The 12,959-nt window shown below is 72.4% G+C and carries 12 protein-coding genes; 7 read left to right on the forward strand and 5 right to left on the reverse strand.

Going from position 1 to position 12,959, the window contains the following annotated elements; translation table 11 throughout:
- Positions 1 to 1,113, forward strand: coding sequence for a PP2C family protein-serine/threonine phosphatase (locus ACWDD7_RS27170; protein ID WP_450459338.1), 1,113 nt, complete (start codon positions 1 to 3; stop codon positions 1,111 to 1,113).
- Positions 1,114 to 1,147: 34 nt separating this feature from the next.
- On the opposite strand, the gene ACWDD7_RS27175 is transcribed toward ACWDD7_RS27170, so the two are convergent.
- On the reverse strand, positions 1,148 to 1,588 hold the full coding sequence (locus tag ACWDD7_RS27175; protein WP_351877159.1) for an Lrp/AsnC family transcriptional regulator: 441 nt from the start codon (positions 1,586 to 1,588) through the stop codon (positions 1,148 to 1,150).
- Between the two features lie 8 nt (positions 1,589 to 1,596).
- Positions 1,597 to 1,989, reverse strand: coding sequence for a hypothetical protein (locus tag ACWDD7_RS27180; protein WP_450459339.1), 393 nt, complete (start codon positions 1,987 to 1,989; stop codon positions 1,597 to 1,599).
- A gap of 306 nt (positions 1,990 to 2,295) precedes the next feature.
- On the opposite strand from ACWDD7_RS27180, the gene ACWDD7_RS27185 reads away from it, so the two are divergent.
- Entirely contained in the window at positions 2,296 to 2,775 is a 480-nt protein-coding gene (locus ACWDD7_RS27185) for a hypothetical protein (RefSeq protein ID WP_450459340.1), read from the forward strand.
- Here ACWDD7_RS27185 and ACWDD7_RS27190 read toward each other — a convergent pair.
- Together ACWDD7_RS27190 and ACWDD7_RS27195 are read right to left on the reverse strand one after the other, a co-directional pair.
- Complete coding sequence (locus tag ACWDD7_RS27190) at positions 2,746 to 2,985, reverse strand: hypothetical protein (RefSeq protein ID WP_450459341.1); 240 nt, start codon at positions 2,983 to 2,985, stop codon at positions 2,746 to 2,748. The two genes, ACWDD7_RS27185 and ACWDD7_RS27190, sit on opposite strands and share 30 nt — an antisense overlap.
- 336 nt (positions 2,986 to 3,321) lie before the next feature.
- On the reverse strand, positions 3,322 to 4,863 hold the full coding sequence (locus tag ACWDD7_RS27195; RefSeq protein ID WP_450459342.1) for a helix-turn-helix domain-containing protein: 1,542 nt from the start codon (positions 4,861 to 4,863) through the stop codon (positions 3,322 to 3,324).
- 356 nt (positions 4,864 to 5,219) lie between these two features.
- Between ACWDD7_RS27195 and ACWDD7_RS27200 the strand changes: the two genes are divergently transcribed.
- From ACWDD7_RS27200 to ACWDD7_RS27210, 3 genes are all read left to right on the forward strand, one after another.
- Positions 5,220 to 5,840, forward strand: a complete 621-nt coding sequence (locus ACWDD7_RS27200; protein WP_351877154.1) for an L-threonylcarbamoyladenylate synthase — start codon at positions 5,220 to 5,222, stop codon at positions 5,838 to 5,840.
- Positions 5,841 to 5,995: 155 nt separating this feature from the next.
- Positions 5,996 to 6,760, forward strand: coding sequence for a dienelactone hydrolase family protein (locus ACWDD7_RS27205; protein WP_450459343.1), 765 nt, complete (start codon positions 5,996 to 5,998; stop codon positions 6,758 to 6,760).
- Positions 6,761 to 6,944: 184 nt separating this feature from the next.
- A complete protein-coding gene (locus tag ACWDD7_RS27210) occupies positions 6,945 to 8,144 on the forward strand; it encodes a glycoside hydrolase family 64 protein (protein WP_450459344.1) in 1,200 nt (399 codons plus the stop codon).
- A gap of 65 nt (positions 8,145 to 8,209) precedes the next feature.
- Here ACWDD7_RS27210 and ACWDD7_RS27215 read toward each other — a convergent pair whose 3' ends face one another.
- Positions 8,210 to 10,642, reverse strand: coding sequence for a M4 family metallopeptidase (locus ACWDD7_RS27215; protein ID WP_450459345.1), 2,433 nt, complete (start codon positions 10,640 to 10,642; stop codon positions 8,210 to 8,212).
- Positions 10,643 to 10,934: 292 nt separating this feature from the next.
- On the opposite strand from ACWDD7_RS27215, the gene ACWDD7_RS27220 reads away from it, so the two are divergent.
- Positions 10,935 to 11,843, forward strand: coding sequence for a serine hydrolase (locus ACWDD7_RS27220; protein WP_450459346.1), 909 nt, complete (start codon positions 10,935 to 10,937; stop codon positions 11,841 to 11,843).
- A gap of 46 nt (positions 11,844 to 11,889) precedes the next feature.
- The gene (locus ACWDD7_RS27225) at positions 11,890 to 12,870 is read left to right on the forward strand and encodes an alpha/beta fold hydrolase (RefSeq protein ID WP_450459347.1); all 981 of its coding nucleotides are present in this window, start codon (positions 11,890 to 11,892) and stop codon (positions 12,868 to 12,870) included.
- The last annotated feature ends 89 nt before the right edge of the window (positions 12,871 to 12,959 follow it).

Genomic DNA, 12,959 nt, shown 5'->3' on the forward strand with positions numbered 1-12,959 from the left:
GTGCGATCGGTGCGCGAACGGTCGTCGCGTGGGAGCCAGGAGGACCGCGGCTGGTTGCGGGGCGCGCCGCCGCCGTGGTGGATCCGGTTGCTGCCGGTGCTGCTGCTGGTCGTGGTGACCACGGCGGCGACCATCACCCCCCACGCGAGCGACCTGGGTTTCCTGCTGGGCGCGATCCCCCCGCTGGCCGTCCTGTCGTACGGCCCGCTCGTCACCGCCCTGCTCGGCCTCCTGGTGGTCGTGGTCCTGAACGTGCCCTGGGACCATCTGAACCGGCCCGGCAACACCGATCTGCTCACCATCTCCTTCGTCGCCCTGCTCAGTGTGTTCGTGTCGTTCGTGCGCAGTCGCCGCGACGCCCAGCTCCAGGTGGAGCGTGCGATCGGCGAGGCCGTGCAGCGGGCGGTGATGCCGCCGCTGCCCGAGCGGGTCGGGCGCGTCGGGTGCGCGGGCTTCTACCGGGCCGCCGAGAACGGCACCCTGGTGGGCGGGGACTTCTTCGACGTGCGCGAGGGGCCGTCCGGCGTACGGGCGGTGATGGGCGATGTGCGCGGGCACGGGCTGGCGGCGGTCGCGACCGTGGTGTCCCTGCTGGGCGCGTTCCGGGAGGCGGTCCTGGACCAGCAGGACCTGGAGTCGGTGGCGGCCCGGCTCGACCGCCGTCTGGAGGTGGACGCGGCGGGCAGGCCGGACGGGGAGCTGTTCGCGACGGCGGTCCTGCTGGAGTTCCCGGCCGACGCGCGCACGATGCGGGTGGTGGCCTGCGGTCATCCGGCGCCGGTCCTGCTGCGCGAGGGCGACGCGCGGGAGATCACCGTGACGCCGGGCACCCCGCTGGGCATCGGCCTGGTCGGGGCCGATCCGCCGAAGGAGGTCACGGTGCCGCTGGAGCCGGGCGACCGGCTGCTGCTGGCCTCCGACGGCGTCTGGGAGGCACGGGACCGATCCGGGGTCTTCTACCCGCTGCCGGACCGGCTGGCCGCCCTCGCGGGCGCCCGCGGCGGCGAGCTGCCCACCGCCGTGTGGACCGACCTCGACCGGCTGGGGTACGAGGTCCGCGACGACGTGACGATGCTGGTCCTCGCACCGGACCCGGGCCACCCGCCCGCCTGACCGCCTCGGTCCGCCCGCGTCCCGTGAGGGGCAATCAGCCCACGTCCCACAGGAAGCGGTGGGTGTGGATGCCGAAATACGGGAAGGACCGGATCTCGCGGACGCCCTCGATCGGGCGGACCACGTCGTTGACGAAGTCCAGCAGTGCCTTCGGACCGGACGCCACCACCTCGGCGAACAGGTCGAAGCCGCCCGAGGTGAGCACGGCGTACACGACCTCGGACCGCTCGGCGAGGGCGTCGGCGACGGCGCGCGGGTCGCCGTCCACGCCGATCCCGAGCAGGGCCATGGCCTGGCCGCCCATCGCCATCGGATCGGTGACGCCGACCACCTGGACGGCCCGGGAGTCCAGCAGCCGCTGGAGCCGCTGCCGGGCCGCGGAGGGGGACAGGCCCACCTTGGGACCGAGGTCGGCGTAGGCGATACGGCCGTCGGTCTGCAACTCGCGCAGGATGGCCCGGTCGATGTCGTCCATGGCGGACATCATCCCTCTCGGCTCGTCCCGCCCTGGAACGGGGTGAGGGGGATGCCCGCCCCGGAGCGTTCGCACAGCCTGCCCGTCCGCGCGGACGCCTGGTCGGTGAGCATGTGTTCGAGGAGGGCGCGGGCGAACCGGATCGCCCAGCGGTCGGCGTCGGTCGCGGTGAGCGAGGGCCTCCTCGGTGACCGCCGTCGGCAAGGGGTCGACCGCATCACGGCGGTGTCGCCGAGGCGGAAGTCGATGGACGCGTGCCCGTCCGCATCGGTCAGCCGGACGCCGCGCCCCGGCCGGATACCGGGGTCGGCCCCGGCGTACGCGGCGCGTGAGCGCGGGGTGCGACGCTCGGCCCCGGCGCTCTCCCGGGCCGGGAGGGTGCGCAGACGGGTGCGGTCCAAGGAAAAACCTCGCCGGAGCCAGGCGACGGAACGACGTGGGACGACGACCGGAGCGGCACCCGTCTCCCCAGCAGCCGCGTGAAGCGATCGCGACAGCACTCGAATCATTCGCCTCTCCCGCCCTTGCCCCTCGGAAGAAGTGACGCGTCCCCCTCGGTCGACTGACGAACCGGCACCCGGATTTCGAACACATCGCCATAAACGCCACGCCGCGCCACCCCTTCCGCAGCATAGAAATATCTACGAGCATGCATATGCCGGGTTGCTGTGCGGACGCACCGAGTGCCCGAGAACGCGGAGCAGTGCATGACGAACACGATGTGGATGCGGGGCGTGGAATGGCTGGCGGCATCGGCGGCGGATCCGCGCGCCTGCAAGTGGGAGTGGGACCACGGGGAGGGGATCGCGCTGCTGGAGGCGGGGCGCTTCTGGGACATGCTCAGCGTCCCCGAGCGGCTCGGCATGCTCACCCTTGACCTGCTCTGGCGGCCCGCGCTGCCGGTGCCGGGCCCGACCCTGGTGGACCTCACGGCGCGCCGGGTCGGCTTCTTCCTGCCGCCCGACCCCGCCGGGGGCTGGGTGGGCGCGGGGCTGCGCTACGCGACCCGGGGCTCCTGGGTCGCCGTACCGCCGCCCTACCGGCCCGCCCGCTCCCTGGAGTGGCTGGTGCCGCCCGACGGCACCGGCACCCTGCACTCCCCCGGCACCCTGGAGGACGCGTTGCAGCAGGCCAACGGCACACTGGCGGTCCTCGCCTCACCACCGCGCGGGCCCCGGGAGCCGTGACGGCTCGTCCGGTACGGCGCCACGGGACCGCTCGGGTCCGGGCCGGGTGCGCAGGGCGAGGCCCGCGAGGTCGGCGAGACCGGCGAGGGAGGTCCAGGGCACCTCGGGGCCGGTGGGCACGGTCCGGCCCTGCGCCCGCCATTCGGCGACGAGCCGGTCGTAGATGGGCTCCCGGGTCCGCGACGCCCGGACCCCCTCGACGCGCTCCATCCGATCCCCCCGCGGCATCCGGTCCTCCCAGCGGCTCCTGCCGGGGCAACGTTTCGCGCCTGCCGGTGGTACGCCCGGCGCGGCGGGCTCACCGGGTCGGGTGACGGCATCGCTCGAACGGGGCCTTCCGCCCGTCGGACAAACATCCCGCGCGGGACGGACGGGCGCGGGGGGGAGCGGGCGACGCGACGCCGGCGCGGCAGGACTCACACGCCGAAGAGAACACGCGGGGCCCCGACCGGCCCCCCGTCCCGGTCGTGCCCCGCTGCAAGTGAACCTACGTGCGAGGCACGGTCCGTACCAGCGCACCGGTGCCCGGCACAACGCGCGTAGCACTCACCGGTGCACAACCGCGTCCGCTTGGTCCGGGTTCGCCGGGTCGAGGGCGGGGACCGGGAGTTCACCGGTGACGAGGTGGGCGAGGACGACCTCGTACAGATCGGTGCCCCCGGACAGCAGCCGGCGCTCCAGGACGGGTTCGGCGGCCCGCACGTGCTCCCGTACGGTCTGGGCGTGCACACCCCGCGCCTCGGCGGCGGGCCCGGCGTTCGCGTCGGCGGCCAGCCAGGCGCGCAGGGTGCCGCGCAGGTCCCGGCCGTCGCCGTCGAGACGGCCGAGCAGGCCCTGCGCCCAGCCGCGCAGCGCGTCGCCACCGAGCAGGTCCGCGAACGTCACCGGCGCGGCGGGGGCGTTGCCCTCGGGGTCGTACGGACCGTGCGCCGCCTCGGTGTTGAGCGCGATGTGCGCCACGGCGCGGACGGCCAGGGCGGAGAAGTCGGCGCCGAGCAGCGCGGCGACCCGGTCCATGCGGGCGCGCACGGTGTTGCGGCTGACGCCGAGCACCTTGGCCGTGCTCACCGCGGTGAACTCCAGGCCCAGCCGGGTGGTGGCGAGGAGTTCGGCGCGCACGTGGTACGGCAGTGTGTCCAGCGGACGCAGCAGGGCGGCCGACCAGGCGTGCAGCGCGGCCGGGTCCATCAGGCGGGCGGGGCGGGTGCGTTCGGCGTAGACGGCGGCGCGCTCCGGGCTGAAGCGGGCCACGGCGAGCGCGGTGACGGCCTGTCCGTAGGCGGTGGCGGTCAGGGCGAGGCGCTGACGGGGGCTGCCGCCGAGATAGGTGCCGGGCCGGACGGCGACCAGGGAACGCAGCCGCTCCTCCACCTCGGCGGCCGGGCCGAGCACGATGACGTGTTCGTCCACCGCCGGGCAGCGCACCACGAGCGCGCCGCCCCTGGTGGCCGCCCCGCAGTCCTCGGCGAGCCGGTCGCGTTCGCCGGCGCTGCCCTCGATGACGTACACACGGGCGGTGTCGCTCTCCAGCAGTCCCGGCCACAGTCCCGCGGCGACCCGGCGGGCGGAGACGGTGTCCTCCACCATCAGCAGTTGCAGGATGGCGAGGCGCAGGTCGGCGGTGGCCTGCCGCAGCCGGTGGTCGGCGTGCGCCAACTCGCGTTCCCGCAGGAGGAGTTCGAGCACGCCCGCGGTGTGGCCGAGGATCTCGGTGGTGTGCCGGTCGAAGGGTTCCCGACGGGCCACGGCCAGCACGGCCGAGGCGGCCGGGTCCGGTCCGAGATGCCGTATCCCGACCAGGCGCACATGCCGGGTGCCGTCCTCCAGCGCGGCGGCGGAGACCCGGCCCGCGGCCACGTCGGCGACGACGGTGGCGTCCAGGGCCAGCCGTTCCCCGGCTTCGGCGAGGAGGCCGCCGCGCGCCTCCTGGAGCCGCACCGACGCGCCGGCGCTCCGGGCGAGCCAGGCGACCAGCCGGTTCAGGTCGCGCCCCGCGGGGCGCAGCTGGTCGAGCAGCTCGCGCGCCCAGGCGCCCTCGGTCCCGTACGACGGCCGGGACACCGGCTCCTCCTCCATTCGGCGGGCCACGCGTCCCTCTCCTGTCGTCCATGTCGGCCTGGTGTTCAGCGGGACGTTACCCGACAGTCGGCCTTCCCGCCCCATCCGGCCGTGCATGGCTCGGCAGGCGGCCAGGGGGGTGCGGCCACCGGCGGAGGCACTGCCTCCGGGGCCCAGGGGGAAAGGCTCCGGACGGCTCAGGGTTCGGGCGCCGGGGGTCGGGGACACACCGGAGTGCTTCCCGCGGGCATCCGGGGTCCTGATGTCTGTGACGAGGGTCCGTTCGGGTGGGAACGAGGGGGCGTGCGGGCCGGATCGGGGGGCGTGCGCGACAGGCGGCGCCCCTGCTGCCCGCGTCGTCCGCGGAGACGGCATAAGCTCGGTGGATGGCGAAGTACTTCGACGTGCACCCCGAGAACCCGCAGGCACGCAGCATCGCGCAGATCGCCGACGCGGTGCGGTCGGGGGCACTCATCGCATACCCGACCGACTCCTGCTACGCGCTGGGCTGCCGCCTGGGCAGCCGGGACGGTGTGGACCGGATCCGTGCCATCCGCCAACTGGACGACCGGCACCACTTCACGCTGATGTGCCGGGACTTCGCCCAGCTCGGGCAGTTCGTGCGGGTGGACAACGACGTGTTCCGGGCCGTGAAGGCGTCCACGCCCGGCAGCTACACCTTCATCCTCCCGGCCACCCGCGAGGTCCCGCGCAAGCTGATGCACCCGAAGAAGAAGACCGTGGGCGTGCGCATCCCGGACCACGTGGTCACCCAGGCGCTGCTGGCCGAGCTGGGCGAGCCGCTGCTGTCCAGCACGCTGCTGCTGCCGGGCGAGGAGGAGCCGCTGACCCAGGGCTGGGAGATCAAGGACCGCCTCGACCACGTGGTGGACGTGGTGGTCGACTCCGGGGACTGCGGCACCGAGCCGACCACGGTGGTCGACTTCTCCAGCGGCGAGGCGGAGATCGTCCGGCGCGGCGCCGGGGACACCTCGCGCTTCGAGTGAGGCGGGGGCACCCCGGCGGGACCGGTCGCAAGGGCGTGGATCTTGCGTGGCAGCATGAGAGCCGCCGGACGCACCCCACGCGTCCTCGCAGCACACCCGGCGTACCCGCGGCCCGGCGGGACACCCGCCGACCCTTCCCCAGGAGGCCTGTCACCATGACCGACGTACAGGGCGCATCCGTCGACGTCACCACCGCGGACGGCACCGCCGACGCCTACCTCGCCCATCCCGCGGACGGCGAGCCGCATCCGGGCGTGCTGTTCTACCAGGACGCGTACGGCCCGCGCCCCCAGCTGAGGTCGATGGCCGACCGGCTGGCGGCCGCCGGGTACACGGTCCTGCTGCCCAACGTCTTCTACCGGCACGGCGGCAAGCCGTTCGGTGAGCTGCCGGAGTTCATCGACCCGTCGGCCGACCCGACCATCTGGCGGCGCATCCGCCCGGTGATGGACTCGCTCACCCCCGAGCAGTCCCGGCGGGACGCGGACGCCTATCTGGGCTTCCTCGCGGACAACCCGTTCGTCGCCGACGGCCCGGTCGCGGTGACCGGCTACTGCATGGGCGCCCGGCTCGCCCTGCGCACGGCGGCCACGCATCCCGAACGGGTGGCCGCGGCGGCCGGCTTCCACGGCGGCAGGCTGGTCACCGACGCCCCGGACAGCCCGCACCGCGGCGCCGGAAACGTCACCGCGGAGCTGTACTTCGGCTTCGCGGACCAGGACGCCTCCATGCCGGCGGAGCAGATCCGGGAGCTGGAGCAGGCACTGGACGCGGCCGGGGTGCGGTACACCTCCGAGGTGTATCCGGGCGCGCAGCACGGCTACACGCAGGCCGACACCCCCGCCTACGACCGGCAGGCCGACGAACGCCACTGGTCGGCCCTGCTGGCCCTGCTCGACCGCGCCTTCCGAACCTCCTGAACCGTCCCGCACCGGCCCACGGCGCCCGCCCCGTGGTGGGCGCCGGGCGGTGACGGCGAACCGGAAGTCCCGCCCCACTCGTTGACACGGGTACGACGACGGCATCACGCTGAGAGCGCTCTCACGCAGGTACGGACCAAGACGAGAGGTCCGTACGACCCCGACCCCCACACGGAGGTGGAGAGTGCCGTACGTCCCGGCTCACCGCGCACTGCCGTTAGCCGCCGCCACCGCCCTCGTCGGCGGAGCGCTCGCCCTCGGCGTCCCCGGACACGCCACGGCGGCCGTGCCGGACACCATCGCACTGACCGTCACCAACGACTCGGGCCGCTCCGAGCCCGTCTACCTCTACGATCTCGGCACCCAGCTGTCCTCCGGGCAGCAGGGCTGGGCCGACGCCAACGGCGCCTTCCACGCCTGGCCCGCGGGCGGGAACCCCCCGACTCCCGCGCCGGACGCGGCGATTCCCGGTCCGGCCGCCGGGCAGTCGACCACGATACGCATCCCGAAGTTCTCCGGCCGGATCTACTTCTCCTACGGCCAGAAGCTCGTCTTCAAGCTCACCACCGGCGGGCTGGTCCAGCCGGCCGTGCAGAACCCGTCGGACCCGAACCACGACATCCTCTTCAACTGGTCCGAGTACACGCTGAACGACGCCGGGCTGTGGCTCAACAGCACGCAGGTGGACATGTTCTCGGCGCCGTACTCCGTCGGGGTGCGCCGCGCCGACGGGAGCGTCAGCACCACGGGGCAGCTGAGACAAGGGGGCTGGTCGGGGTTCTTCGGCGCCCTGCGGGCCCAGCCGGGCGGCTGGTCCGGGCTGGTCCAGACCCGCGCTGACGGCACCGTGCTGCGCGCGCTGTCGCCGCTGTACGGCGTGGAGACCGGCGCGCTGCCCGCGAACGCGATGGACGACTACGTGAACCGGGTCTGGCAGAAGTACACGACGTCGACGCTGACCGTCACGCCGTTCGCCGACCAGCCCGGCAAGAAGTTCTACGGCCGGGTCTCGGGGGACGTCATGAACTTCACCGACTCCTCCGGCGCGGTCGTCACCAGCTTCCGGAAACCGGACGCGGACAGCGTGTTCGGCTGCCACAAGCTCCTGGACGCGCCCAACGACGCGGTGCGCGGGCCCGTCTCCCGTACGCTGTGCGCCGGCTTCAACCGCTCGACCCTGCTGGTGAGTTCGCAGGCGCCCGACAACACGCCGGGTGACTTCTACCAGGACGCGGTGACCAACCAGTACGCGCGGGCGGTGCACGGGCAGATGGCGGACGGCAAGGCCTACGCGTTCGCCTTCGACGACGTCGGCGACCAGGAGTCGCTGGTCGACGACGGCGACCCGCAGCAGGCGTATCTGACGCTGGGCCCGCTGAGCTGACGACATGAGAGGGTCCCGCTCCCCGGCCGGGGAGCGGGACCCTCGTGTTCAGGTCGTGCGGGTGATCAGCTGGTGGTCAGGGACGTGTCGTCCACGACGAAGCTGGTCTGGAGCGAGGAGTCCTCGACACCGTTGAACTTCAGGGTGACCGTCTGGCCCGCCAGCGAGGACAGGTCGAAGGTCTTCAGGACGTAGCCCGAGTTGGCGTTCAGGTTCGAGTACGACGCCAGGGTGGTCGAGCCGGCGGTGACCGTCAGCTTGTCGTACGCGGTGCTGGTGGTGGTCTCGGCCGTGTCGACGTGCAGGTAGAAGGACAGGGTCGCCTTGCAGCCCGCGGGGATCGTCACCGACTGGGACACGGTGTCGGTGTGCGAGGAGCCGTAGCCGTCCATCCAGGCGTAGTACGAGCCGCCGTGGGCCGCCTCACCGGTGCCGTTGGTGATGACACCGCTGGACGCGGTCCAGCCGGTGCTGCCCGACTCGAAGCCCGGGTTGGCCAGCAGCTGCGACGAGGAGCAGCCGCCACCGCCGCTGGCGCTGACCGTCCAGGAGAAGGTCGCGGTACCGGTCGCACCGGTGGAGTCCGTCACCGTGACGGTGGTGCTGTAGGTCCCGGCCGCGGACGGCGTACCGGAGATCACACCGGTGGAGCTGTTGATCGACAGACCGGTCGGCAGACCCGAGGCGCTGTAGGTGAGGGAGCCGCTGTTGGTGCTGCTCGCCTGGACCTGGAGGCTGACCGCCGTGCCCACGGTGGAGGACTGGCTGCCCGGGTTGGTGACCGTCACGCCGCTGCTCGGCGGGGTGATGTGGCTGCCGACGTTGATGCCCGCGAAGGCGTTGCCCACGGCCGCGTACTGCGCGGAGTTGGCGCCGTACAGCGCGGAGGCCGCGTTGAGGGCCGCGGTGCGGGCACCGGCGTAGTCGGTGCTGGACGTCATGTACGACGTCAGCGCCTTATACCAGATCTGGAGGGCGGCGTCCCGGCCGATGCCGGTGACGGCGACGCCGTCGGAGGTCGGGCTGTTGTAGGTCACACCGTTGATGACCTTGGTGCCGCTGCCCTCGGACAGCAGGTAGAACATGTGGTTCGCCGGACCCGAGGAGTAGTGCACGTCGAGGTTGCCGACGCCCGAGTACCAGCTGTCCGCCGAACCGCCGTCCTTGCTCGGCTTGTCCATGTAGCGCAGCGGGGTGCCGTCGCCGTTGATGTTGATCTTCTCGCCGATGAGGTAGTCACCGGGGTCCGAGCTGTTGTTGGCGTAGAACTCCACGCCGGTGCCGAAGATGTCCGAGGTGGCCTCGTTCAGACCGCCGGACTCACCGCTGTAGTTGAGGCCCGCGGTGTTGGAGGTGACACCGTGGCTCATCTCGTGGCCGGCCACGTCCAGCGAGGTCAGCGGGTCGGCGTTCCCGGAACCGTCGCCGTACGTCATGCAGAAGCAGCTGTCGTCCCAGAACGCGTTCACGTACGCGTTGCCGTAGTGGACGCGGGAGTAGGCGCCGACACCGTCGTTCTTGATGCCGCTGCGCCCGAAGGTGTTCTTGTAGAAGTCCCACGTCTCCTGCGCGCCGTAGGCGGCGTCCGCGCCGGCGGTGGCGGCGTTGGAGTTGGTGCCGTCGCCCCAGGTGTCGCTGGTCTGCGAGAACAGCGTGCCGGTGCCGGAGGTGCCGTGGTTCAGGTTGTACGTCTTGTGACCGCCGCGCGTGCCGTCGGTCAGGGTGTACGACGAGCCCGACTGGGTCGTGGTCAGCGAGACCTGGCCGCTGTAGTAGGTCTTGCCGACGCCGGTCTCGATGCCCTGGTACCGGTACAGCTCCTTGCCGGTGGTGGCGTCGGTGATGACGTGCAGCTTGCTCGGCGTGCCGTCGTCCTGGAAGCCGCCGATCACGGTCTCCCAGGCAAGCTTCGGGGTGCCGTTGCCGGCCCAGATCACCTTGCGGGCGCTGTCGGCGGCGGGCTTGGCGGCGTCGAGGGCCTTGGCGGTCTTCAGCGCCTTGCTCTCGGCGGCCGACTTGGCGACGGTCGCGGTGGTGGAGGACACCGCGATCTTGTGCTTGTTGTTGTACGTGGCGCTCACGGTGCCGGCCGCCAGCGAGGCGGGCGGCGTGTGCACGATGAGGTCGCCGCCGAGGACGGGCAGGCCGTCGTAGGTGCGCTCGTAGCGGGTGTGCAGCGTGCCGTCGGCGTCCTTGACGACGCTCTTGGCGACCAGCTTCTCCTTGGCGCCGAGGCCGAGGGTGCGGGCGGTGTCGGCCGTCTTGGCCTGGGCGCTCTGGATCAGGGCCTTCTGCTGGGCCGGGCTGAGCTTGGCTTCCAGGGCGCCGGTGCGCAGGGGGCTGAGGTGGTGCGCGGCGGGCGCGGCGGTCGCGGGGACCGCCTGCATGCCGACGGCGAGGAAGGCCGCGGTGGAGAGCAGCGCGGCTCCGACCTGCGCCCGCCTGGAGGGACGTCCCTGGGGAAGACGTCCGTGAGAAAGGGATCTGTGGGGTCTCACTCTTACTCCTCCTGCGGAGGCCGCCGGGTCGCGGCCTGTGAAGGACCGGACAGCAGGGTCTGTTGTCCGGTGGGTGGTGCTGTGCGGGGACCGTGATCCGTGTTGCGCTCGTGGGGGATCAGCGTGCGCTGGGAGAATGACAGCCTTGACCCGGCCATGTCACCAGCCCGGAGGTCAATCGAGGGTTTTCCCTATGACGTCGCTGTGTGCTTCTTCAGCGGCCAATTCACGTTCATGAAACAACGGTTGAGGCCCCTGTGACACAGGGCGCCGCCCTGGGAAGATCGGTTCCATGGTGGACGACGAGGTGCGGGCGGTCTTCGTCCGGGCGGGCTGCACGGGCGCACTGCTCGTACAACCCCTGTACGAGGACAAGGAGTTCGGGCTGAACGCCGATCAACTGGTGGTGCCGGCCTCGGTCGTCAAGGTGCTGGTCGCGCTGGAGGCCGAGACCTGGTTCGCCGAGGGCCGGCTGGACCCACGGGAACCGGTGGCGCTGAGCGCGGCCGGGCGCACTCCCGGCCCGGTGGGGGTGTCGCTGTTCGAGGACGACGCGGTGCTGTCCTGGCGGGACATGGTCACACTGATGCTGACCATCAGCGACAACCCGAGCGCCGACGCCCTGACGCGCCGTCTCGGTGTCGACGCCCTGAACACGACGGCCGCGAGGCTCGGGCTGGGGAACACGGTGGTCCGGTCCGATCTGCGCACCATGCTGGACTCGATCGGCGAGGACCTCGGCCACGCGGGCTGGGCGGACCTGGTCGCCTGGTCGGACCGTGCGTCGGCGCCGGAGTCGGCGCGGACCGACGCACGGTTGCCCGCGACCCGCGCGCTCACCCCCGGCGCGGGCACCCGCACCACACCGCGCGACATGGTCACGCTGCTCCGGCTCGTCTGGACCGATCAGGCGGGACCGCCCGCCGCCTGTGCCCGGGTGCGGGCGCCCATGGCGCGGCAGCTCACCCGGCACCGGATCGCGAGCGCGTTCCGGCCGCCGGTGCGGGTGGCGGCCAAGAGCGGGGGGCTCGTCGGAGTCGTACGCAATGAGGTCGGCGTCGCCTCCTGTCCGGACGGCCGCCGGTACGCGGCCGCCGTCTTCACCAGGTCACGGCCGGGAGCGGACGACGCCGCGGTCAATGCCGCGATCGGCACGGCGACCGCGCGCGCCATCGCCTCGTTGCACCGGGAAAAGACTTGAAACCACATCCTTCGATCCACCCCTTGACTGCCCACAGGAGGGCGCGATGACGCACGGCACGCACTTCACGCATCGGCTGGTTCCCGCTCCGGCCGGACGGATCCATCTCGTGGAGCAGGGCAGCGGGCCGCTGGTCCTGCTCGTGCACGGGTTCCCGGAGTCCTGGTACTCGTGGCGCCACCAGTTGCCGGCCCTCGCGGCGGCCGGATACCGCGCGGTGGCCATCGACGTGCGCGGATACGGCCGTTCCTCCAAGCCGTCCGCGACGGACGCGTACCGGCTGGTCGAACTCGTGGAGGACAACGTCGCGGTGGTCCACGCGCTCGGCGAGGAATCCGCGGTGGTCGTCGGCCACGACTGGGGCTCGGCCATCGCCTCGGGCTCCGGTCTGCTCAGGCCGGACGTCTTCCGGGCGGTCGGCATGCTCAGCGTGCCGTACACCCCGCGCAGCGAGCCCCGGCCCACCGAGGTCTTCGCCCATATGGGCGGCGGGGAGGACGAGTTCTACATCTCCTACTTCCAGGAGCCGGGCCGCGCCGAGGCCGAGATCGAACCAGATGTACGAGGCTGGCTCGCGGGCTTCTACCGGGCCCTGTCCGCCGAGACCATGCCCGGTCCCGGCGACCCCGCCCCGTACTTCGTCAGTCCGGGCGGCACCCTGCGCGAGCGCTTCCCCGCCGGCCCGGCGCCCGCCTGGCTCGGCGAGGCGGAACTCGACCACTACGCAGGGGAGTTCGAGCGGACCGGCCTGACCGGACCGCTCAACCGCTACCGCACCATGGACCGCGACTGGGCGGACCTCGCCGATCACAACGGCGCTCCCCTGACGCAGCCGTCCCTGTTCATCGGCGGCGCCCTGGACGCCACCACGTCCTGGCTGTCCGAGGCCATCAAGGCGTTCCCCGTCACCCTGCCGGGCCTCGTCTCCTCGCACCTCCTCGACGACTGCGGCCACTGGATCCAGCAGGAGCGCCCCGAGGACACCAACCGCCTGCTCATCGACTGGCTCGCCGAGCTGCCCGCCTGAGACGCGACCAAGGCCGTGCCCGCGGGAATCATCCGGCGGGCCGGCTCGTTGTGCGTGGGTCCGTCCACATCGAAGCCCTTGGGAGCAGT

The sequence above is a fragment of the Streptomyces sp. NPDC001056 genome (assembly GCF_053598955.1).